Annotated in this window: 15 protein-coding genes and 1 pseudogene; 6 read left to right on the forward strand and 10 right to left on the reverse strand. The window is 37.3% G+C overall.

Annotated elements, in window-relative coordinates; genetic code table 11:
* The first annotated feature begins 467 nt into the window (after positions 1-467).
* Entirely contained in the window at positions 468-668 is a 201-nt protein-coding gene (locus A3SG_RS0105820; protein ID WP_016989084.1) for an Imm27 family immunity protein, read from the forward strand.
* A 187-nt stretch (positions 669-855) separates the two neighbouring features.
* Here the strand turns inward: A3SG_RS0105820 and A3SG_RS21520 are convergent.
* The 6 genes and pseudogenes from A3SG_RS21520 to A3SG_RS0105855 all read right to left on the reverse strand — a co-directional run.
* Positions 856-1,167, reverse strand: a pseudogene (locus A3SG_RS21520) (excinuclease ABC subunit UvrA); the annotation flags it as partial.
* 1,080 nt (positions 1,168-2,247) lie between these two features.
* A complete protein-coding gene (uvrA, locus tag A3SG_RS0105835) occupies positions 2,248-5,079 on the reverse strand; it encodes an excinuclease ABC subunit UvrA (protein ID WP_016989087.1) in 2,832 nt (943 codons plus the stop codon).
* Positions 5,080-5,167: 88 nt separating this feature from the next.
* Positions 5,168-6,952: a chloride channel protein gene (locus A3SG_RS0105840; RefSeq protein ID WP_016989088.1), complete on the reverse strand. Its 1,785-nt coding sequence runs from the start codon at positions 6,950-6,952 to the stop codon at positions 5,168-5,170.
* A 403-nt stretch (positions 6,953-7,355) separates the two neighbouring features.
* Entirely contained in the window at positions 7,356-9,041 is a 1,686-nt protein-coding gene (ggt, locus tag A3SG_RS0105845) for a gamma-glutamyltransferase (protein WP_016989089.1), read from the reverse strand.
* A gap of 50 nt (positions 9,042-9,091) precedes the next feature.
* Positions 9,092-10,777 carry a gamma-glutamyltransferase gene (gene ggt / locus A3SG_RS0105850; protein ID WP_016989090.1) on the reverse strand — a complete coding sequence of 562 codons (1,686 nt, stop codon included), beginning with the start codon at positions 10,775-10,777 and terminating at the stop codon, positions 9,092-9,094.
* A gap of 228 nt (positions 10,778-11,005) precedes the next feature.
* On the reverse strand, positions 11,006-11,590 hold the full coding sequence (locus A3SG_RS0105855) for an ACP phosphodiesterase (protein ID WP_016989091.1): 585 nt from the start codon (positions 11,588-11,590) through the stop codon (positions 11,006-11,008).
* Between the two features lie 98 nt (positions 11,591-11,688).
* Here A3SG_RS0105855 and glmM point away from each other — a divergent pair, with 98 nt between their 5' ends.
* On the forward strand, positions 11,689-13,092 hold the full coding sequence (glmM, locus tag A3SG_RS0105860; protein WP_016989092.1) for a phosphoglucosamine mutase: 1,404 nt from the start codon (positions 11,689-11,691) through the stop codon (positions 13,090-13,092).
* A 124-nt stretch (positions 13,093-13,216) separates the two neighbouring features.
* Here the strand turns inward: glmM and A3SG_RS0105865 are convergent, their stop codons facing one another.
* The 4 genes from A3SG_RS0105865 to A3SG_RS0105880 form a co-directional block, all read right to left on the reverse strand.
* Entirely contained in the window at positions 13,217-13,615 is a 399-nt protein-coding gene (locus tag A3SG_RS0105865; protein WP_016989093.1) for a DoxX family protein, read from the reverse strand.
* Between the two features lie 210 nt (positions 13,616-13,825).
* A complete protein-coding gene (locus A3SG_RS0105870; RefSeq protein WP_016989094.1) occupies positions 13,826-16,351 on the reverse strand; it encodes a carboxypeptidase-like regulatory domain-containing protein in 2,526 nt (841 codons plus the stop codon).
* Positions 16,344-17,252, reverse strand: coding sequence for a FecR family protein (locus A3SG_RS0105875; RefSeq protein ID WP_016989095.1), 909 nt, complete (start codon positions 17,250-17,252; stop codon positions 16,344-16,346). Before A3SG_RS0105875 ends, A3SG_RS0105870 begins: the two co-directional genes overlap by 8 nt.
* Before the next feature lie 60 nt (positions 17,253-17,312).
* Entirely contained in the window at positions 17,313-17,828 is a 516-nt protein-coding gene (locus tag A3SG_RS0105880; RefSeq protein ID WP_016989096.1) for an RNA polymerase sigma factor, read from the reverse strand.
* A 237-nt stretch (positions 17,829-18,065) separates the two neighbouring features.
* Between A3SG_RS0105880 and A3SG_RS0105885 the strand changes: the two genes are divergently transcribed.
* The 4 genes from A3SG_RS0105885 (at position 18,066) to A3SG_RS0105900 (ending at position 22,468) form a co-directional block, all read left to right on the forward strand.
* A complete protein-coding gene (locus A3SG_RS0105885) occupies positions 18,066-19,109 on the forward strand; it encodes a hypothetical protein (protein ID WP_016989097.1) in 1,044 nt (347 codons plus the stop codon).
* Between the two features lie 98 nt (positions 19,110-19,207).
* A complete protein-coding gene (locus A3SG_RS0105890; protein ID WP_016989098.1) occupies positions 19,208-19,984 on the forward strand; it encodes a membrane metalloprotease in 777 nt (258 codons plus the stop codon).
* 236 nt (positions 19,985-20,220) lie between these two features.
* A complete protein-coding gene (locus A3SG_RS0105895; RefSeq protein WP_016989099.1) occupies positions 20,221-20,802 on the forward strand; it encodes a porin family protein in 582 nt (193 codons plus the stop codon).
* A gap of 178 nt (positions 20,803-20,980) precedes the next feature.
* Positions 20,981-22,468 carry an aminotransferase class V-fold PLP-dependent enzyme gene (locus tag A3SG_RS0105900; RefSeq protein ID WP_029596637.1) on the forward strand — a complete coding sequence of 496 codons (1,488 nt, stop codon included), beginning with the start codon at positions 20,981-20,983 and terminating at the stop codon, positions 22,466-22,468.
* Positions 22,469-22,512 lie beyond the last annotated feature (44 nt).

Below are 22,512 nucleotides of genomic sequence, written 5' to 3' on the forward strand. Positions count from 1 at the left end.
TATTAAAAGTCCAGATAGCCTACAAAGTCTCCAGACTTCGCGCTCACAAACCCTGCTCTGCGAAGTCTATCTTAATAGGTTATTGAAGTCGAGCTGCTGTGCGAAGTCTCCTGACTTCGTACCCAATCCTATTTGAAATTTTTTTCATAGTACGATCTACTATGGTTTCACTAATTTAAAGCACGATTTTCCTGTTTTACACACATTTTTAGTGCCAATTACAACTTTACCTGTGATGGTAAACAATTGGAACGAGTACGAAGTCGGGAGACTTCGCACAGCAGTCCAATCCTGTTTAGTTCTTTTTCAGAAACACCTCGCAGAGCGGCGGTGTATATCAATGGTAAATGCAAGTTGTATTTATTGTGCCAAATAAGTAGTAGAATTAGCAACTATTATCTAATGGAAAAATTAGATTTACATTTTAAATAGAAAATAAATATATAAACAATTTTTATAAGTAATTAATGACAGATAAAATTCTAGAAGGAGAAGAACTCATTGAAAAGAAGAAGTTGTTTCAGAAGATTAAAACTGATGAAAGCGGTTGGAATACATGGTATATTGACGAAAATTTTAATAAATGGATTGAAGAATATCCTAATTCTGAACTTCATGGTGGAGGCTCGCCTCAATTAAGGTTGATTGCAAAGTTTCCATGGGAGTAATGCCCCTGCTGTGCGAAGTCTCCCTAAAAGGGTATTGAAAGTCCAGATGGCTTACAAAGTCTCCAGACTTCATGCTCACAAATCAATACAAACAAAAAAACTACTGTATCACACAGTAGTTTTTTCGTTTTATTTCAAAGTCTAATTAACCGATAATAATTTGCGAATTTGCGGTAATTAAAAACACTTACTCCAATTCCTTTTTCAAAAACTTCGCGGTATAGCTTTTTTTATTATCGGCTATTTCTTCGGGAGTTCCTTTGGCAACGACTTTTCCGCCGCCTTTTCCTCCTTCGGGACCAATATCAATAATATAATCTGCCAGTTTGATCACGTCCATATTGTGTTCGATAATCAGTATCGTGTTTCCTTTGTCTACTAATTTGTTGATCACGCCCATCAATACCCTGATGTCTTCAAAATGAAGTCCCGTTGTGGGTTCGTCCAGAATATAAAAGGTGTTTCCAGTATCTTTTTTTGATAATTCCCCTGCTCTACGAAGTCTACCTGAAAGGGTGTTGAAAGCGCTGCTCTGCGAAGTCTATCTTAATAGGTTATTGAAGTCGAGATGCTGTGCGAAGTCTCCTGACTTCGTACCCAATCCTATTTGAAAATTTTTCTATAGTATGATCAACTATGTTTTCACTAATTTAAAGGACGATTTTTCCATTTCACGCACATTTTTAGTGCCAATTACAACTTTACCTGTGATGGTAAACAATTGGAACGAGTACGAAGTCGGGAGACTTCGTAAAGCAGGAAGTAATAACAAAGTGCTCCAGTCAGATTCCCACAAACAAGATGAGATTCTTCCTTCGTCAGACTCGAGACTTGAGTCGAACAGGCGAAGCGATGATAAGTTTGTGTAGTAGTTTGGTAATAATTAAATTTGTGTTTAAAGAATCATTGCATTAGATAACTGAATTCCATTTTTAGACTAGTAATAAATACACAATCATTTGTCATTCCGAGGCACGAAGGAATCTCATAATGAAACTCCTCCATACTGGGTGAGATTGTTTCTTCCCTCGCAATGACAAGTTAGTATTGATTAGATAGATAAATAGGAATACAATAAATCACTCAATTTTAAATTAAACATACCTTATCCGTACGATTTGTCATCTCGACGAAGGAGAGATCTCCATAATGAAACTCCTCAGTACTGGGTGAGATTCTTCCTTCGTCAGAATGACAACTTAGTGGTGATTAGATTGAGAAATAGGAATACAATAAATCAAATAATTTGAAATTAAGCATAATTTATCCGTACGAAGTCGGGAGACTTCGCACAGCAGGAAGCAATAACAAAGTGCTCAATACTGGGTGAGATTCTTCCTTTGTCAGAATGACAAGTTAGTGTTGATTAGATAGAGAAATAGGAATACAATAAATCACTCAATTTTAAATTAAACACAACTTATCCGTACGATTTGTCATCTCGACGAAGGAGAGATCTCCATAAAGAACCGCCTTAATACTGTGTTAGATTGCTTCGTTCCTCGGAATGACACGTTAGCGGAGTAGTTTATGAATAAAACAATCCGTGTAAGTCTGTGGAATCTGTGTTAAAAAACACTTACTCCAATTCCTTTTTCAAAAACTTCGCGGTATAGCTTTTTTTATTGTCTGCTATTTCTTCGGGAGTTCCTTTGGCAACAACTTTTCCGCCGCCTTTTCCTCCCTCAGGACCAATATCGATAATATAATCTGCTAGTTTGATTACGTCCATATTGTGTTCGATAATTAGAATCGTATTCCCTTTATCTACTAATGTATTGATCACGCCCATCAATACCCTAATGTCTTCAAAATGGAGTCCCGTAGTGGGTTCGTCTAATATATAAAAGGTATTTCCGGTATCTTTTTTTGATAATTCTCCTGCGAGTTTAATACGTTGTGCTTCGCCACCCGAAAGCGTTGTGCTTTGCTGACCAAGTGTAATGTAACCTAAACCGACATCTTGAATTGTTTTTACTTTGCGGTGTATCTTCGGGATCATTTCAAAAAACGGAACCGCCTCGTCAACGGTCATATTCAGTACATCCGAAATGGATTTTCCTTTAAAACGAATTTCTAAGGTTTCTCTGTTAAAACGTTTTCCTTGACAGGTTTCGCATTCTACATAAACGTCCGGCAAGAAGTTCATCTCGATGGTACGCACACCAGATCCTTGGCAGGTTTCGCAGCGTCCGCCTTTTACATTAAAGCTGAAACGTCCCGCTTTATAGCCGCGTATCATACTCTCTGAAGTCATGGTGAACAATTTCCTGATTTCCGTAAATACTTCGGTATAAGTAGCAGGATTAGAACGTGGTGTTCTCCCTATTGGGCTTTGGTCAATGTTGATTACTTTATCAATAAGATCTAAGCCTTCGATTTTTTTGTATGGTTTTGGTTTTTTGACGCCATTAAAATAAAACGCATTCAAAATAGGGTATAGCGTTTCATTGATCAAAGTCGACTTACCGCTTCCAGAAACTCCGGTAACACAGATTAGTTTCCCTAATGGTAATTCAATGGAAACATTTTTTAAGTTGTTTCCTGTCGCTCCGGTTAGTTTCATGAATTTTCCGTTTCCTTTCCGTCTTTTGGAAGGAACCTCAATTTTCATTTCGCCGTTCAAATATTGTGCGGTAATGGTATTTGATTTCAGGGTTTCCGCTGGAGTACCAATACTGATGATTTCGCCTCCAAATTTCCCTGCTTTCGGACCAATGTCAATCACATAATCAGCACGTTCAATCATGTCTTTGTCATGTTCGACCACAATAACCGAGTTCCCAATATCACGTAATTGTTCCAAAGAATGAATCAATTTATCATTGTCTCTTTGGTGTAAACCAATACTTGGCTCATCTAAAATATAGAGTACCCCAACTAATTGTGAACCAATTTGTGTCGCTAGTCGGATGCGTTGTGCTTCTCCACCAGATAGTGATTTTGAACTTCGGCTTAAAGCCAAATATTCCAAACCTACATTCATCAGAAAGTTCAGACGGTCCTTTATTTCTTTGATTACTTCACTGGCGATACGCTGCTGTTTATCAGATAAACGGCTGTCTAAATCCTTAAACCATGCGGTCAGATCAGAAATATCCATCGCACACAATTCGGTGATGTTTTGTTCGTCGATTTTAAAGAATTGCGCTTCTTTTTTCAAACGAGAACCTTCACAAACCGGACAAGGTATTTCATCCATAAATTCCTTAGCCCATCGTTTTATAGTTGTAGAACCGCTTTCCTCGTATTGGTTTTTTATAAAGTGGGAGATTCCCTCAAAGTCTATTTTGTAATCACGAGCAACGCCTAAATCTTTAGAGTTAATCGTGAATTTTTCTTTTCCGCCATTTAAAATCATTTCCATGGCTTCCTGCGGAATCTTTTCGATAGCGTCGGTAATTTTGAATCCATATTTCTCTCCAATGATTTCCAATTGCTTGAAAATCCAAGACGATTTGTATTCGCCTAAAGGGGCAAAGCCACCCGCTTTTATGGACAACTTTGGATTTGGAATGATCTTCTTCGTGTTGATTTCGTTGACCGTTCCCAGTCCTTTACAATGATCACAGGCCCCTTTTGGAGAGTTAAAGGAAAATAAATTAGGTTCCGGATTCTGATAAGATATTCCGCTAGTAGGACACATCAAATTTCTACTAAAGTAACGTACTTCTTTAGAATCTTGATCCAGCACCATCAATACATTTTCTCCATGATGCATGGCGGTATTGATGCTTTCGCTTAAGCGTTTTTCGTTATCGGGAGTGTTTTCTATGACCATACGATCCACTACAATCTCGATATCGTGTGTTTTATAACGGTCCAGTTTCATGCCTGGGGTAATGTCAAGGACATCACCATTTACGCGAACTTTTAAGAAGCCTTGCTTGGCAATTTGCTGGAATAATTCTCCGTAATGCCCTTTTCTCGCTCTGATGACTGGAGCTAGGATATTGATTCGTTTACCAGTGAAATCATCAATGATTAGCGATTTGATTTGTTCATCAGAGTAGCTAACCATTTTCTCTCCCGTATTGTAACTGTAGGCATCCGCTGCACGTGCATAAAGCAGACGCAGGAAGTCATAGATTTCAGTGATGGTTCCCACAGTGGAACGGGGGCTTTTACTGGTCGTTTTTTGTTCAATGGCGATGACAGGTGAAAGCCCATCAATTTTATCGACATCGGGACGCTCGAGACCTCCAAGGAATTGTCTGGCGTAAGCAGAAAAAGTTTCTACGTATCTACGTTGGCCTTCTGCATAAATAGTATCAAATGCGAGGGATGATTTTCCTGAGCCTGAAAGACCGGTAATTACGACCAGTTTTTCACGTGGAATTGAAACATCTATATTTTTTAGATTATGAACGCGAGCGCCTTGAACCTCAATAGTATTGTCTTTGTCTAACATAATTTTTGCAAAAAGGCAAAGTTACTATTTTGATTTACTCTTTCGATACAACAATATAAAAGTTTATGTTAAAAAGGAGTACTACTTTTTACTCTATTGTCATCGATTTTAATTTGGTTCGATAGGCCTCTAGCGCTGTTGATTTAGAAATAAACCCGTAGTATTTATCATCTTTCACCACAGGTAAAAACGCAACTTTTGATCGTTCAAATTTGTTCATTACTGTCTCCATGGTGTTGAAAGGATAAATTATTTCAGTAGGAGCTGCCATGATGTTTTTGACTAAGGTATATTTTACTCTATACGTATTAAAAATAATTTCCCGGATATTATTAAAATGTACAACACCTACTAAGCGCTTGTCTTTATCAACTACTGCAAAAATAACCTGATTTGAGTGCGAAATAAGATCAACTAGTTTTTCTAGATTTTCATCTGGTGTAACGGTTAAATAATCCGTTTGTATAATAGAAGTTGTATCTAACGTAGCTAATACATTTGTGTCTTTATTACTGGTAAAAGCATGTCCTTTTTTAGCGAGTTCTTTGACATCCATAGAGTGTTTCTCAAAGCGTTTTGATATAGCAAAACTAATCGAAGCAACAATCATCAAGGGTAACATAAGGCTGTATCCACCGGTTATCTCCGCAATTAAGAAAATGGCTGTCAATGGAGCATGAAATAATCCGCTCAAAATGCCTGCCATTCCTACCATCGTAAAATTACTTACTGGTAACTGGGTTAGACCAGTTAGGTTTATTAATTTTGAAAAAACATAGCCCAGATAGGAACCTACAAATAAGGATGGAGCAAAGTTACCCCCGTTTCCACCAGCTCCTAAAGTAATTCCTGTGGCAAAAACTTTTACCATCATCGTCAAACCAACGAAAATTAGAAGGACCCAACTGTTATTCTTAAAATCGCTAAAAAGAGTATTTTCTAAAATTTTACCTGGATTATCTTCTGATAAAACTTTAATACTCTCATAACCCTCACCAAAGAGTGTTGGGAATATAAAAATTAGAACGGCGAGAATAGAGGCGCCCATCAACGCTTTTTGGTAAGAATTGAATTTAAGTTTAGCAAAATAATGTTCGGTTCTTTGAAAATATCGAGTATAGTAAACAGACATGAAACCGGTCAAGATCCCCAAAAGGATATAAAAAGGGATTTTATGATAATCGAAGACCTGCTGTTGTCTAAAATTTAATAAAATAGATTCGTCCAATACGATTTCAGAGACCAAGGCACCTGTTGCGGCCGCAATCATAATTGGCGTAAATGCCGCGATACTCACATCGACAAGTAAAAATTCGACCGCAAATAAAACACCGGCAATTGGAGCGTTAAAAGCTGCAGCTATTCCCGCAGCGACTCCACAACCAATAAGAAGCGTCCTGTCTTTATAACTGAGTTTATAGCGCTGTGCGTAATTTGACCCAAAAGCGGCGCCGGCCACAACAATCGGACTCTCTAAACCTGCAGAACCTCCAAGTCCGACAGTAAGCGAGCTCGTTATTATTTGGGAATACATTTGTTTTTTTGGAACTATACTTGCTTTTTTTGCAACTGCATATAAAATTTGGGAAGTCCCTTTTTCTATAGAGCCACCTAAGACTCTTTTTACTACAAACACAGTCAAGACTAAACCTGCAATAGGTAAAAGACTATTGATGAAACTCAATTTTAAAATACCATTAATGTATGTGGCAAACGAGAAAACTTGATGGGCAAACGATTTTAGAACAATCACTGCAAATGCTGAAGAAATACCTACCAATACACTAGATAAGAAAATAAATTGCTTTTCTGTCAGCATAGATTGCGACCAGGCAATTATATTTTCTAATTTAGTAAGATATCTTTTGAGCATTTAAATTTTTTTTAAAAGTTGCTAAATTACTATTATTTTAATGATACCATAAGATTTTCGGTGCTTCTTTTCTGCTCAATGACTTTAGATTCTTTTCTGCAACAAATTTTTTCACAGCTTCGTAATTTGTTTATTCGTATTCTCGCAAGGACCACCTGATTGCTTTGTAAATATAAAATGCCAATAATTATTTTATGTAGTTTGCATCACTTTTTCAGTAAATCAAAATTCATTTTATCTCTACAACCTAATTAGATAACAATGACACTTCTGTTTGGTCACATATTCTCTAAATTGTGAACTAGTGATACTTTAAACAATATATTTTAGAAATTCCAGTAGTTATTCACCATGGCTATTTTCTTAAAAAGCATATTCTAAATCAGCAATTAACTAGATTCTACTAAAATCCAACTGCGGTATCATCTCCTCTAAAATCAGCTCCACCTTCCAGTTTATTGCTTGGCAGAACTAATATAGCATCCACTTTACCAATAACGGGAGTTGTTTTTTCATTGATAAGATAGCCTTTAGCTTTTAAGGCGTCAAAGGTTTGTGTGCTGAAAGTATTGGGTTCGAATGTAATCAGATCCGGTAACCATTGGTGGTGGAAACGAGGTGCATTAACCGCTTCTTGCATACTAAAGTTGTATTCATAAACATTCAATATCGTTTGCAACACAGAAGTTATAATCGTCGAACCTCCTGGGGAACCCAAGGTCATCAATAGTTTTCCGTTCTTTTCTACAATAGTTGGTGTCATGGAACTCAGCATCCTTTTTTGTGGGGCAATGCTGTTCGCTTCATTTCCTACGAGTCCAAACATGTTAGGAACTCCCGCTTTAGCGCTGAAATCATCCATTTCATTGTTCAAAAAGAAACCCAATTCATCACAGTAATATTTTGAACCATAACCGGCATTTAGTGTTGTTGTGGCGGCAATCGCATTTCCAAACTGATCTACGATGGAATAGTGCGTCGTTTCCATACTTTCGTTATAAGTGACGTTCCCCTGCTTAATATCTGAAGACAACGTCGCCTTATTAAAACTGAAATTTGCCATTCTTTCCTTTAAGTAATTGTTATCCATTAAAGCATTCAAAGGCATTTTTACAAAGTCAGGATCTCCTAAAAAGTAATTTCGGTCTGCATAAGCTCTTCGTTCCGCTTCCACAATCACTTGTATCGATTTAGTTGAGTTATGTCCCATTTTAGCCAAATCATAAGGGGCAATCATTTCAAATATTTGTGCCAGACATATTCCGCCACTGCTTGGTGGTGCCATCGAGATAATATTCAAGTCTTTGTATTTAAAGCTAAGTGGCTTTCTCCATTTGGCGTCATACTGTGCCAAATCTTCCATGGTAATGATAGCTCCTTTTGCCTGAAGATAAGCTACTAAAGTTTTAGCTGTTTCACCTTTGTAAAATTCGTCTCGTCCATTTTTTGAAATCCTTCTCAATGTTGTCGCTAGCGCTGGATATTTAATGGTGTCTTTTTCTTTGTACACTTTTGAAAGCACTGAATTATGACCATTAGTTTCATTAAGTTCGTCATGGTATTGATTCAGTCGTTCTTCCTGTTTCTGGGTAACCGCAACGCCTCGTTCTGCTAATTCAATGACGGGTTTTAAAATTTCTTCAAGAGGTAAAGAACCTAATTTTGCATGGACTGCAAAAACACCGGCTATGGTTCCAGGTACTCCTATTGCTAGCGCAGATTTAGTGCTTTTTCCAGGAATGACATTTCCATTGGCATCCAAAAACATATCTTTTGTGGCTGCCAATGGTGCTTTCTCGCGATAGTCCAATGTTCCTTTTTCCCCATTTGCTTTTCTGTAGACCATAAAACCGCCACCACCAAGGTTTCCGGCGTAAGGATAGGCTACTGCCAACGCTAGTTCTGTGGCGACCATAGCGTCAAAAGCATTTCCGCCTTTTTTCATGATTTCGACACCAATTTTTGAAGCTTCTTCGCGTGCCGAAACGACCATCACTTCATTGGCTAAAACTCCTGTAGGCTGCACAACATTTTTTTGCGTCTTACAGCCAAATGTTATGACGCATAATAGAATAATAATTTTTTTCATTTCTGATGTATTTGTATTATTTAATTGAAATAGAATGATTTAGAAATAGTTTAAAAACCTAAAGCTTTATTGTCTTCTCTTTTATCGGCGCCACCTTCCAGTTTTCCGTTCGGCAATACCAAGATAGCATCTACTTGGCCTACAATTTCTTTGTCGGTTTCGTTGATTTTGTATCCTTTAGCTTTTACTTTTTCCAGCAGTTCTTTGTCGAAAGAGTCTGGCTCAAAGGTAATTTCGTCCGGAAGCCATTGATGATGAAAACGAGACGCGTTGACTGCTTCCTGCATGCTCATATCAAATTCGTACACATTCAATATGGTTTGCAGAACAGAGGTAATAATAGTAGAACCTCCAGGAGTTCCCACCACCATCAACAATTTTCCGTTTTTCTCCACAATGGTTGGGGTCATAGAGCTGAGCATTCTTTTGCTTGAAGCGATACTGTTGGCTTCGGTTCCTGTAAGTCCGTAAAGGTTAGGAACGCCTGATTTAGCGCTAAAATCATCCATTTGGTTGTTTAAAAAGAACCCTAAATCATCACAGTAGATTTTAGAACCATAATTGTCGTTTAAGGTAGTGGTAGCCGAAACCGAATTTCCTTCTGGATCAACAATAGAGTAGTGTGTAGTTTGTTTGCTTTCATAACCTGCAATTTTCCCTTTTCCTATTTCTGATGATTGTGACGCTTGGTCGAATGAGAAATTACTCATTCTGTTTTTAATGTAAGTGGAATCTAATAGTTCTTTTATGGGAATCTTTACAAAATCAGGATCTCCAAGGAAAGCATTTCTGTCTGCGAATGCTCTCCGTTCCGCTTCAGTTATCACTTGAATAGCTTTGAGACTGTTGTGCCCCATTGTGGTAAGATTAAACGGCTCAATCATTTTCATTATTTGGTTCAAACAGAATCCTCCGCTGCTCGGTGGGGACATAGAAGTGATTTTTAAATCTTTGTAGGCGAAAGTAATCGGTGCTCTCCATTTAGCCTCGTATTGATTTAAATCTTCCAGCGTCATGTTACCGTCTTTCGTCTTTAGAAAAGCTACTAATTTTTTTGCCGTTTCCCCTTTGTAAAATTCATCACGGCCATTTTTTGCAATTCGTTTTAAAGTGGCTGCCAAAGCAAGATATTTAATAGTGTCACCCGCTTTATAAACTTGAGAAAACAAGCTATTTACTCCATTGGTTTGTATAAATGTTTCTCTGTAGGTAGCTAAGCTTTCTGCTTGAAATTTAGTAACAACAACTCCATTTTCGGCTAACGCTATAACAGGTGCTAAGATTTCAGCTATTGGTAGAGAGCCGTATTTTTTATGCACTTGAAATAAACCAGCCAGCGTACCCGGAATTCCGGAAGCCACAGCCGAAGCAGTACTTCGGCCTTCAATAACATTTCCGGCAGCATCGAGATACATATCTTTGGATGCAGCAAGCGGTGCTTTTTCTCTGTAATCAAGGGCTCCGGTTTCTCCATTGGCTCTTCTAAAAACCATAAAGCCACCACCGCCAAGATTTCCAGCCTGAGGATAAGATACTGCCAATGCCAATTCTGTTGCGACCATCGCGTCAAAAGCATTTCCACCTTTTTTCATAATGTCGACCCCAATAGCACAGGCCTCTTCCCGTGCCGAAACGACCATGGCTTTATCTGTTACCAAACCTTTTAGAGCGACGACTTTTTCATTCGATTTACAGCTGAGAATTGCGAGAGAAAAGAGTAGTATTATTTTTTTCATTAGGTTGCGGTATTTTGGTTTGATAGGTTTTTTTTAGAAAAGTAATTAGTTTTAAAAGGTCTAATTACATAGAGACATAGAATTTTAGTTTGCCTATAAAGACGTTACGCTTGATAATAGCTTTCCTGGTTGGATTTAATTATTCTTTAAAAGTATATTCAAAAATTTATTTTTCTGATCTTTCTCGACAATAAAACTAATTTATTTTTTTATGTGGTAAAAAAGAAATCACTTTTCTATTAATTTCTGTTGGGCGTGGGCTCTCAATTCCTCAAAAAACGCTGTGAAATCCTCCTCAAATTCGGTGTAAAACTCCCTGAGTTCCTCCGAAGCAAATCGCATTTTTGATTGATTCTTAGTTCGGCTATCCATTTGGGTCAATATATTGTCAATCCCTTCAATGGTTTGGTAACTAAGTAGCCAATTTTGGTCGATCATATAAGGCATCATCATCACCGTTTTTTCACTTAAAATGGGGAGGTTGTCAGACAAAGACTGATAAAAATCATTGACATAGTCAGCTAAATTTTCATCCGAGTAATTATCCCAATTTTTTGCCAGAAAATGATCGTAAAAAACATCGACAATCACACCGGCATAATGATGGTATCTGGAATGTAGTTTTTTAGTACTTTGTCTAAAAACAGGATGGGCATCCGTAAAGGTATCTATGGCACGATGAAGTACAATCCCTTTCTGTACTTCCTGAGGATAATTTTTAAATTGTTTCCCCCGAATCCCGTCAGCCATGAAATTGCCAATTTTGATTAAATAATTGTCGCCCGAGAGATAGATATGTGCTAAGAAGTTCATTCGCCTAAATTAAGAATTCTAAATGACTTTTTTAAACTGTCAATTATTATATTTGTGGGAAATTCAAAAGGAAGTACTCAAAATTTAAAAATATAAGAATGACTTTAATAAAATCGATATCTGGAATACGTGGGACAATAGGAGGGAAAGTGGGGGATAACCTGACACCGCTTGATGCTGTAAAATTTGCATCAGCGTATGGAACCTGGTTAAAAAACGTTCAAGATCCCTCAATTATTCGGGACGATAAGTTAAAGGTAGTAGTGGGTCGTGATGCCCGTATTTCAGGACCTATGATTCATAATCTGGTAGTGAATACTTTGATCGGTTTAGGAATTGATGTGATTGATTTGGGATTGTCAACGACGCCAACAGTTGAAATTGCCGTTCCTTTGGAGAAAGCAGACGGTGGAATTATTCTTACTGCCTCACACAATCCAAAGCAATGGAATGCCTTAAAGTTATTAAATGATAAAGGAGAATTCCTTAATGGTATTGAAGGAGAAAAAATCCTTGCTATCGCAGAAGCAGAAGCATTTGCTTTTGCAGATGTGGATAGTTTAGGCAAAATTACGGAGAATGATGCTTATATGGACATTCACATTGATGAGGTATTGAACTTGCCTTTAGTTGATGTTGAAGCGGTAAAAGCAGCTAAATTCAAAGTAGTAGTGGACGGTGTAAATTCATCGGGAGGAATTATTATCCCAAAATTATTGGAATTGATGGGCGTTGAAGTAGTGAAGTTATACTGTGAACCTAACGGACATTTTCCACACAACCCCGAGCCTTTAAAAGAACACCTAACGGATATTTCAGAGCTAGTAGTTAAAGAAAAAGCGGATTTAGGAGTTGTCGTCGATCCAGACGTAGACCGTTTGGCTTTCATCTGTGAAGATGGTGAAATGTTTGGTGAAGAATATACTTTGGTAGCTTGTGCTGACTATGTGTTGAGTAAAACCGCAGGGAATACTGTTTCTAATATGTCTTCTTCTCGTGCCTTGCGCGATGTGACTAACAGACATAACGGAAGTTACGAAGCTAGTGCCGTAGGCGAGGTGAATGTTGTGGATTTAATGAAAAAGAATAATGCGATCATAGGCGGGGAAGGAAACGGCGGAATCATATACCCAGAGTCACACTATGGTCGTGATAGTTTGGTAGGTGTCGCTTTGTTCTTGACACATTTGGCCAATAAGAAAATGACCGTTTCGGCTTTACGTGCTTCGTATCCGGAGTATTACATGAGCAAAAACAAAATCGAGTTGACTCCACAAATTGATGTCGATTCGATTCTGGTTGCTATGACTGATAAATACAAGAACGAAGATATCACTACTATCGACGGAGTAAAGATTGACTTTGCTAATGAATGGGTACACTTGAGAAAATCAAATACAGAACCTATTATCCGCATTTATACTGAGGCGCCTGCACAAGCTCAGGCTGATACGCTGGCTTTAAGAATTATTGATGAAATAAAAGCAGTAGCTGGAATATAAAATAGCCGTGTTTAAAATATAAAACCCCTTTCAAAGTTGTATTTTGTAAAGGGGTTTTGTTTTTTGTTTCTTGTATTTAAAAAATGCAGATTGGAAGTTAAGCTTAATATGTATTGTCAAAAGTTTAATCCCATGTATTCGATGAAGAAACTGCCATTTTGCCACCACCAGTAAAGAAAAGTGCTAGTGCGCCAAATAGGTATAAACCCAATAATTCTAATTGCCAACCTCCATTTTCGTTTAATAAAAACAGATTTGCTGTGTGTACTAAGAAAAAAGCAAATAAAGTACCGATCACATATACGGCAGCCGCTAATCGGGTTCTGTATCCAACAAGGATTAGTAGGGGAGCAAGAATTTCGGTGATATAAACGCCGTAGGCAAGAAAAGAAGGTAATCCTTTTCCAGACAACATACCTTCTATAAAGGATACATCTCCTAATTTGGCAATTCCGTGAAGTAACATAAGTCCTCCAACCACAATACGAAGGATTAACAATCCCAAATCAGTATTTTTATTCATAGTTTTTGTTTTATGTAATGTATTTAAAACATAGTGTAGTTCAGTTACACCGCAACATTTATTTTGTTTCTCAAATATATGATATTTTTAAAAGCGACGTAGCTCTTTACTTATGAAATGTATTAATTTCTGATTTTCAATACAAATAAAACCCTTTTACAGCTGAAATTAAAAAGGTTTTTTTCTAAATCGGTGATGATATATTTGTAGCTAAAAATTAACTCGAAAACTTACATTGGGAGTCATACCCAAAGATTTATTGTTTACGGTAACAGTATTGCTACTCTTGTTCGGGTCCACTTTGTAGTAGCGGTTGATGACATTGTCTTCATTAGTGATATTGATCACTCCACCGCGTAGGGTTGCTTTAATGGCTGTGTTAAAATTGAAATTGTAGCTAAAAGATGCATCTAATCGCATAAAATCATCGAGATTTTGACTATTAGGTGCGCCATAATTAACCATGGTATTATTACCACTACGTACCGTTTCATTGCCTTTAATAGGACGAGTGTACGGTTGTCCATTGCGCCAAATTCCTCCCACCGAAATTTTCAGATTGTTGAGAATATTATAATTGAATCCGAGCGAGGCAGAGTGCCGAATGTCTACATTGTTAGGGAAAGTAGAAGGAGTAAAGGAATCAAACTCATAGTCGTTAATGCTGTACGTATAACTAACCCAGGTACTGAATCTTCTTGCCGTTTTGTTAGCCAGAAATTCGATTCCTTTAGCAGTGTAACTTCCAAACGCATTTTTGTATTGAAAATTATTATAAAATCCTTGATTTGAAGCTGTAATGCCATCGACAATTTTGTAAAATCCTGTCAGTTCAACATTTAATTTATTTCGCTTGAACTCAACTCCAAAAGAGCCTTGCTTGCTAGTTGCGATTGGGATGTCCTTGTTATTAACTAAAACCCAGCGTCTTTTTTCTACACCGAGGAAGTCGTCTTCAAAATCGATGATTTGAGTCGTGGTTTGATTTTTAAACTCTCCTTCTAATTTTAAAGCAAATTGCTTCGATACCTGTTGCCGGAAATTAATACGAGGTTCTACTAGTAATTTGTCGAATTTTCCAAAATAATTTAAACGTGTTCCCAATCTTAAGTAGGTGTTATTCTTGTTGTACTCTGCTTCCGCAAAGACGGCATGATTGAGTAATACGTCTTTTTTAGTGCTAGAATAGGAGGGAGCGCTTACGGTAGTTTGGTTGAGCATTCCAGTTTCATTAACCTGATACCCTAATAATAAACTAAGGTTAGAATTTGCTTTATAATATGCATTCAGCTTGGTTCCTGTTTCAAGTACTTCATTAGCTTCGGTCAGTAGCTGGTCTGTTGGGACGCGATAATCGGTAGCGTCAATATTGTATTTGGAAAAATAAGTGACTAGTTCTGTACTAAAGTTGTCAGTCCATTTGGCTTTCCAACTTCCTCCGTACCCCATGTTCTTTTGCAAAAGCTGGCTGACCTTGGATTCGCTCTGGTCGCTGTTCGAATATTCAGCATAGTTCAAGGCGTTATTGATTCCGATTATGTTCGCTCTAAAGCTGTGCTTGTCGTTTAAGTCGAATAGTAATTTAGCGGTATAATCATAAAAATAGAAATCAGAGTTGGTACTTTTATCGGCACTGTCGGCATTAATTTCTGTATCTTGAAAACTTCTTTGGTAATAGTTGGCAAAAGTGGGAGTATTAATTAAATCAGTTAGAGAACGACGTGCAGAGATATCCAACTCGAGATTCTTAGCTAACGGAATTTCTACAAAGGCATCGGTACTGATTAGATTGACACCGCCGCCACCTGAAACAGCAGTACCTATTTTGTCATTAGTAGTCATATCGATAGTACTCGAAACCCCGTCGCTAAAGGCGGCGCTGGTTCCATTTTTACTTACCGTGACTTTATTAGTTACGTTAGGATTGTAGGCGGAAATTAAACCAAAAAAGTGCCCGGAATGGTACATTTTTATATTGTCCCAAAGCATTAAGTTCTGGTCGTTGGTTCCTCCGCGGACATTTATATTAGCAATACTTTCATTTGTGCTTTCCACTCCTGGCAAAGCCTGTATGGACTGCAGCACATCGGGATCTACGAGCCCGGGAAGAATACCAAACTTTTTAGTGTTTAAAACCGTGCTTCCGTCTATATATTTCTGTAATCCTGGTGTTAGGTAAACATTTATCAATACTTGATTGAGTTCTTCCTTGGAAGGTTTTAGAAAAATTTTCTTACACTTGTTTTCAGCAGAAAACAATTCATTCGCGGTAAATTGACTGGATTCGTAACCTATAAATGAAATGGTAATAGTAGCGTCGAGGGCTACATTATTTAGATTAAAAGCACCGTTTTTTGCAGTAATGGTTTTACTGGAACTGTTGTCAACGCCCACAGTTGCTCCTGATAGCTGTGCCTGAGAATCCTGAGCTTGTACGATACCACAAATAGGGAATATTTTGTTCAATACGGAAACCGTTACGTAGCGATAGTCCAGCGCTTTAAAGTTTAAAAGCACCTTAGAGTTGAGGTACGCTATCGTTTGCTGAAGCGTTAGTTCAGTAGCTGGTTTTTCGATAGTAATAGCGATTACATCTTCTACGGCATAAGAGAATTTAACATTAAACTGTTGTTCAATGTTGGCCATGACCGTCGTTAAAGCGATTTTATTGGTTGCTGTTTGTGCCTGACCGATGGTTGCCGTGCATACCATTAAATAAAGAATCCATTTATTCATATTTATAGAATACGATAGTTTTGCCTTCTATTTTGTAACTTAACTTTAAAGGAATGGTCACTGCTTCCAAAGCGATTTTTTGATTGTTATGGGTAAAACTTCCCGTAAACAACTTAGAAGTATCAACATCATCTGCCTTGATTTTAATATCGTATTGGCGCTCTAATTCCGCTATGACTTGGTCCAAAGGAATTCCTGTAAAACTCGATTCCTGTTGCATCCACGATGGATTTTCTGCAGCAGAATCATCGACGGCTTCAATTTGCTTATTCACAACTCTAAACGTTTTTCCGGGGGGTAATTTAACGATTTCATTATTATAGGTTACGCTTACTAATCCTTCGTAACAACTTACTTCATAATAATTATTACGTTGTTTTACATTAAAATGAGTTCCCAGTACTGTTACAACACCATCAGCAGTTTGTACGCTGAAGGTTTCTCCTTTTTGCACCTGAAAATAGGCTTCTCCGTTAAGGGTTAAATCCCGGTTGTTTTTCCATTTTTTTTCATTGAAGGTGATTTTTGAAGCGGCATTCAGTAAAACTTCGGAGTTATCGGGCAATCGGAACATTTTTGTTTGAGCAATTCCGGTTTCGTAGGATTGAATGTTGTTAAGAAACAGAAAATAAGAGGAGGTAAGCAGTATTGCTAAAACCGCCGCTGCCTTAAAAAAGGCTTTGAAGTTTAGCGTTCGTACTTTTGTTTCTTGTTTCGAAAGAGATTTGGTTTTGAAGGCCGCTAATGCCGCCTGTGCATCTATCTTTGGACTTTCAAGATGCGAAGCATAATACGCTATTTTTTCAAGCGTGACAAAACCTTCAGATTTTTTTAAATCTTCGATTTCCTGACTTGAAAGTTCGCCGTTAAGCCACTTTATTATTTCTTTTTCGTTTTTCATTTTCAACTCTATATGTATAAGACAATTTCAATTCGATTTACCCTACTATTAATCAAAGAATTATATGTTTTCTATTTGCTCTTTCAAAATTTTAAGTGCTGCCGACATTCTTTTTTCAACTGCTTTCTGCGAAATATCTAGCAATTCGGCTATTTCTCGGTATTTTTTTCCATCAATCCGATTCATTAAGAATACTTCGCGTTGTGCTTCACTTAAAGAGGCGATCGCATTTTGCAGTTTCACTTTGAACTCTTCTTCTTCAAATAAATACTCTGGGCTTTGATTTGTCGTGTCTAAATTAGGCGTCTCTTTGGCGAAAGCCATCACTACTTTATTGTGTTTTATAGTATTTAGAAATAAATTATTTACCGTAGTGAGTAAATAGGTCTTGACTTTGCTGAAATCAATCTGGGAACAATTTTCCCAAATTTTCGCAAAAGCGTCTTGAACAAGGTCTAAGGCAGCATCACTGTCGCCACATTTATAGTAGGCAAAATTAGTAGCTGACTGTACGTTCTTAATATAAAAGTCACTAAAATGTTGCTCTTCGCAAAGGTTTTTATCTCCGTTATTCATTTATAGTAGGTTCATTGAATGGGCTGTAAATGTAATTTTTTTTAAACAACGGTAAGACTGGATTAAATTTAATTTTTTTTTAAAAAATTTAAAACATTGATTTAAAGATGTTTATGGAGATATTTATTTTTTTATTAAAAAGGAGAGTAGGGTAAATTTAATGTTGGTTGTCTTACTAACAGAATGGCGAATCAATCATCGCTGTATAACATTAGAAAAACATTAAATTTGTAAATTATGAAAAGATTAAAAACGATTACCGGAATTGCATTGATGGCTATATTAGGTCTCACATCATGCCAAAGTGAAGTAGATGACGTACAAGGAGAGAATCCAAATACAAACGCGGCTAATTCGACAACTGCAAATAACCTGAAACGTACTTCAATGTACGATGGTTCATTTGATGATTTTATTGACGGCGCTTCTTGTTCCTCTATTTTATTGCCCGCTACCGCAATAGTTAACGGGACTAGGGTTACTCTTTTTAGCCAACTGGATTACCAACAAGCGATTACTATTTTAGGTCGATTTAACAATGACCAGGATTCAGTAGTGCTTCAATTTCCATTGCGCGTCAAAACAAGTAACTATACGGAAGTTATGGCAAACAATCAAACGGAGTACAATGCGATCCTTAATACATGTAGCCAAGCAGAAGCATCAGGTCAAGGGGCTATTACTTCATTAAACATTAACTTCCCTATTACAATTTTAACTTATAATGTAAGTTTACAACAAACAGGGAGCGTGGTTATCACATCCGAGAAGCAATTGTTTACGTATATAAGTAATGTAAGCAGCACCGAGTTATTTTCAGTAAACTACCCGATTACAGTTACACTCGCTGGAGGTACAGATGCAACGGTTAATAGTGATGCTGAGTTGCAATCGAATATCAATGCTTCTCTTGCAACGCAAGCAACAATAACGCAAGCAGAACAAAATGCGAAAAAACTGGAAACTATTTTAGTTAACGGTATGTTTAAAGTACAGTCATTTGTTACTGCAGGCACAGATTCGGCAAACAATTATAAAGATAATACAGTAGATTTTGCAAATGATTGGACAATGAAAGCAAGTACTGCTTTAGTGAATACGGCAACAGGGACTTATACAGTAAGTTCAGAGGCAGATGTATTTCTAAAATTGAATTTCACAGGATTTACTTCTTTTAGCTTATTGAATAATACATGGAAAGTAGTGAGCTACAGTACATCCTCAATAACGTTACAAAGTAAAACAAATGCTGCTGTGACCTTAGTGTTAGGACAAATATAATTCGAGACATTCGGTTTAAAAATAAAGGATTTGATTTAAAACAGCAACAGTAAACGGTTGCTGTTTTTAAAAAAGGAGATTCATAAAAAAGAATAAAAATGAAAAAAAGAATTGCAGTAGTAACGATGACCTTTATCTTATTAGTTTCCTGTTCAAAAGAGGACAGTACAGACACTATTTCAGTTGACGGATATTCAATCACTAATAATAAAAAAGCAACGGGAAGTTCGTCCCATGATTTATTATCTGCGGATACTTATAAAAGCATGGTAATCGAAGTGGTTTATGTGGAGGGGTATGAACCATCAGCGACTGCAATTAATAATTTCACTTCTTTTTTGAATGCTAGATCCAATAAACCAGGAGGTATAACAGTTGTGAAAAGATCGATTGCTTCGCCTGGGAAAGCCACTTTTACCAATAAAGAAATTGTAGCTATCGAAGACGCTAATAGAACGAAATACAACTCTGCAAACCAAATTGCGGTATGGGCACTTTTTATTGATGGAGCATCCGCTTCTGACTCAGGGAATAGCTATGTTTTAGGAACTGCTTATAGAAATACGTCCTTTGTAATTTATGAGAAGACGATTCATGGTTTAAGCGATAGTCCTTTTGAACCCAACAGATCTCTGTTTGAAACAACGACTATTACACATGAATTTGGTCATATTCTTGGACTTACGAATTTAGGAGCACCTTTACAAAGCAACCATGAAGACGCAGAGCATGAAAAACATTGTAATGTCAAAAGTTGTTTAATGTATTGGTCTGCAGAATCAGGAAGTGGAGTTGCTAATATGGTTTCAGGAGGTTCAGCCCCGAAACTAGACGCCCAATGTTTAGCAGATCTTAAAGCAAATGGAGGGAAATAGAAGAACACAATAAAGTCGCTGGGTATTTTTATTAAAAAAGGCAATGTGTTTTATCCTGAACTGGTTTCGGGAGATGTTCTTTGTGCAATAGCTTATCGATACATTTCAAAAACAAAAAAGTCCTAACATTCGAGGTGTCGTCGAACAATTTCTTCGATGCTAAGTTACTCACAGTGGAGGTGTCGAGAATTGTTTTTAATTATTGGCCCTAACGGTCAAACATAAACAAGAAAAACATGAAAACAATATATAGTACACTCGCTTTTTTAGTGGGTATAGCTACATCAGGACACGCACAGGATGCAGCAACGCATCAGTCAAACGCGGGTATAAAAGGAGGGTATAGCTTAGCGGCCGTAAGTTTTGATGGTGACGGAGAAACGGGGCAACGCCACGGGTTTCACATAGGGGTCTATGGCGAGTCATTTATTAGCGAAAGCTTTTCGATCCAACCCGAACTCCTGTATTCTCAACAAGGCTATGAAATTAAAGATGCTAATGGTACGTTTACCCAAAAACTAGATTATATCAATTTACCAATAGTACTAAAAGTCTATCCGTCTAAAAACTTCTTCATAGAAGCAGGTCCACAAATAGGATTGGCTATTTCTCATAAAGAAGAATACGATGGCTTGTTTAGCAGTTCCCAGGAATATGATCCCAATAATTTTGACTGGGGGATAAACTTTGGAGGAGGTTTCAAAACTAATTCCGGAATCAGTTTAGGAGTACGTTACCACTTAGGCCTGGGAGATTTGTATGATCAAGGAAAAGCACACAACCGAGTTTGGCAATTTTCAGTTGGATTTGATTTGTAAATCGCGACGTTTTTATACTAAAAATACGCCCTTTCAGAGTAGTACTTTGAAAGGGCGTATTTTGTGTTTCGAACAAGTAATTTTTGTGGAAGTAGCTGTTACTGATTGTAAAAGACAATTCATCTCGATTGCAGATTCCCAAAAAATACAATATCTTTACTACCAAATAATGATGAGAATGACGACCAAAGAGAATCCAACCCAGTTAGAACAGTATTTCCAACAATTTCGTAAGAATATCATCGGAATCAATCAAGACTTCACTTCTCCGTACGGGAAACAACAAATTATCTATACGGATTGGACAGCCAGTGGTCGTTTGTACCGTCCTATTGAGGAAAAATTAATGAATGAGTTTGGTCCCTTTGTTGCCAATACGCATACGGAGACTACGGTTTCTGGTACAGCGATGACTAAAGCTTACCATCATTCCAGAAGTATTATTAAAAAGCATGTCAATGCGAATAGTGACGATGTGCTTATTACGGACGGAACGGGAATGACAGGGGTAGTAAATAAATTCCAACGTATTCTAGGATTAAAAGTGCCAGAGAACCTGAAAGACTATATAAACGTACCTGGAGATAAAAAACCTGTTGTTTTTATTTCGCATATGGAACACCATTCGAATCAAACTTCTTGGTTAGAAACGATTGCTGATGTTGTGGTTATTCCCTCTACTGAGGATGGATTATTTAGTGTAAAAAATTTAGAAATACTTTTAGAAAAATACAAAGACCGTAGTTTTAAAATCGCGTCAATTACTTCCTGCTCTAATGTAACTGGTATACGAACGCCTTATCACGAGGTAGCAAAAGTAATGCATCAACATCACGGCCTTTGCTTTGTTGATTTTGCTTGTTCGGGACCTTATGTACCAATAAACATGCACCCTGAAGACTCCGAAAGTTATTTAGATGCCATTTTCTTTTCGCCCCATAAATTTCTTGGCGGACCTGGAACTTGTGGTGTTTTAGTATTCAATAAAAAATTATATCAAAACTTAGTACCTGATAATCCTGGAGGAGGGACAGTTTCTTGGACTAATCCGTGGGGCGGACATAAGTATGTTGATAACATTGAAGATAGAGAAGACGGAGGAACTCCTGGTTTTTTGCAGGTAATTAAGGCTGCTCTTGTTATTCAGTTAAAAGAGCAGATGGGGATTGATAATATAATGAAGAGAGAACATGAAATTGTAGATTATATCTTCTCTGAATTAGGCGCTGTTTCAAATATTAAAATTTTGGCAGGGCAGCACCAAGATCGATTAGGTGTTATTTCTTTCTATGTGGATGATTTGCATTTTAATTTGGGCGTAAAGTTATTGAACGATAAATTCGGAATACAAACTCGTGGCGGATGTAGTTGTGCCGGAACTTACGGACATTTTTTATTGCACGTAGATCAGGAAACGTCCCATAAATTGATAGACGAAATTACTTTAGGTGATTTAATTAGAAAGCCGGGTTGGATTAGAATGTCTGTTCATCCTACAACAACAAATGCCGAGATTGAATTGGTGTGCAACAGTATTACAGCTTTGGCCGAAAACCATAAAACATGGGCCTTGGATTATACTTATAGTAGAGATACTAATGAGTTTATCCACAAAGAGGTACAGCCGTTAGAAGATGAATTGGTTAAAGGTTGGTTTACACTTTAAGATACAAAAAAAGCTGTTTTTATTATAAAAAAGACCTTACTAGA

Origin of the sequence: Flavobacterium sp. ACAM 123, assembly GCF_000264055.1 — a bacterium.
Taxonomy (GTDB): domain Bacteria; phylum Bacteroidota; class Bacteroidia; order Flavobacteriales; family Flavobacteriaceae; genus Flavobacterium.

Excerpts from the sequence above, each read along its gene's own strand:
- A3SG_RS0105820 (WP_016989084.1), top strand. The coding sequence starts at position 468 with ATGACAGATAAAATTCTAGAAGGAGAAGAACTCATTGAAAAGAAGAAG.
- uvrA (WP_016989087.1), bottom strand. The coding sequence starts at position 5,079 with ATGTTAGACAAAGACAATACTATTGAGGTTCAAGGCGCTCGCGTTCAT.
- A3SG_RS0105840 (WP_016989088.1), bottom strand. The coding sequence starts at position 6,952 with ATGCTCAAAAGATATCTTACTAAATTAGAAAATATAATTGCCTGGTCG.
- ggt (WP_016989089.1), bottom strand. The coding sequence starts at position 9,041 with ATGAAAAAAATTATTATTCTATTATGCGTCATAACATTTGGCTGTAAG.
- ggt (WP_016989090.1), bottom strand. The coding sequence starts at position 10,777 with ATGAAAAAAATAATACTACTCTTTTCTCTCGCAATTCTCAGCTGTAAA.
- A3SG_RS0105855 (WP_016989091.1), bottom strand. The coding sequence starts at position 11,590 with ATGAACTTCTTAGCACATATCTATCTCTCGGGCGACAATTATTTAATC.
- glmM (WP_016989092.1), top strand. The coding sequence starts at position 11,689 with ATGACTTTAATAAAATCGATATCTGGAATACGTGGGACAATAGGAGGG.
- A3SG_RS0105865 (WP_016989093.1), bottom strand. The coding sequence starts at position 13,615 with ATGAATAAAAATACTGATTTGGGATTGTTAATCCTTCGTATTGTGGTT.
- A3SG_RS0105870 (WP_016989094.1), bottom strand. The coding sequence starts at position 16,351 with ATGAATAAATGGATTCTTTATTTAATGGTATGCACGGCAACCATCGGT.
- A3SG_RS0105875 (WP_016989095.1), bottom strand. The coding sequence starts at position 17,252 with ATGAAAAACGAAAAAGAAATAATAAAGTGGCTTAACGGCGAACTTTCA.
- A3SG_RS0105880 (WP_016989096.1), bottom strand. The coding sequence starts at position 17,828 with ATGAATAACGGAGATAAAAACCTTTGCGAAGAGCAACATTTTAGTGAC.
- A3SG_RS0105885 (WP_016989097.1), top strand. The coding sequence starts at position 18,066 with ATGAAAAGATTAAAAACGATTACCGGAATTGCATTGATGGCTATATTA.
- A3SG_RS0105890 (WP_016989098.1), top strand. The coding sequence starts at position 19,208 with ATGAAAAAAAGAATTGCAGTAGTAACGATGACCTTTATCTTATTAGTT.
- A3SG_RS0105895 (WP_016989099.1), top strand. The coding sequence starts at position 20,221 with ATGAAAACAATATATAGTACACTCGCTTTTTTAGTGGGTATAGCTACA.
- A3SG_RS0105900 (WP_029596637.1), top strand. The coding sequence starts at position 20,981 with ATGACGACCAAAGAGAATCCAACCCAGTTAGAACAGTATTTCCAACAA.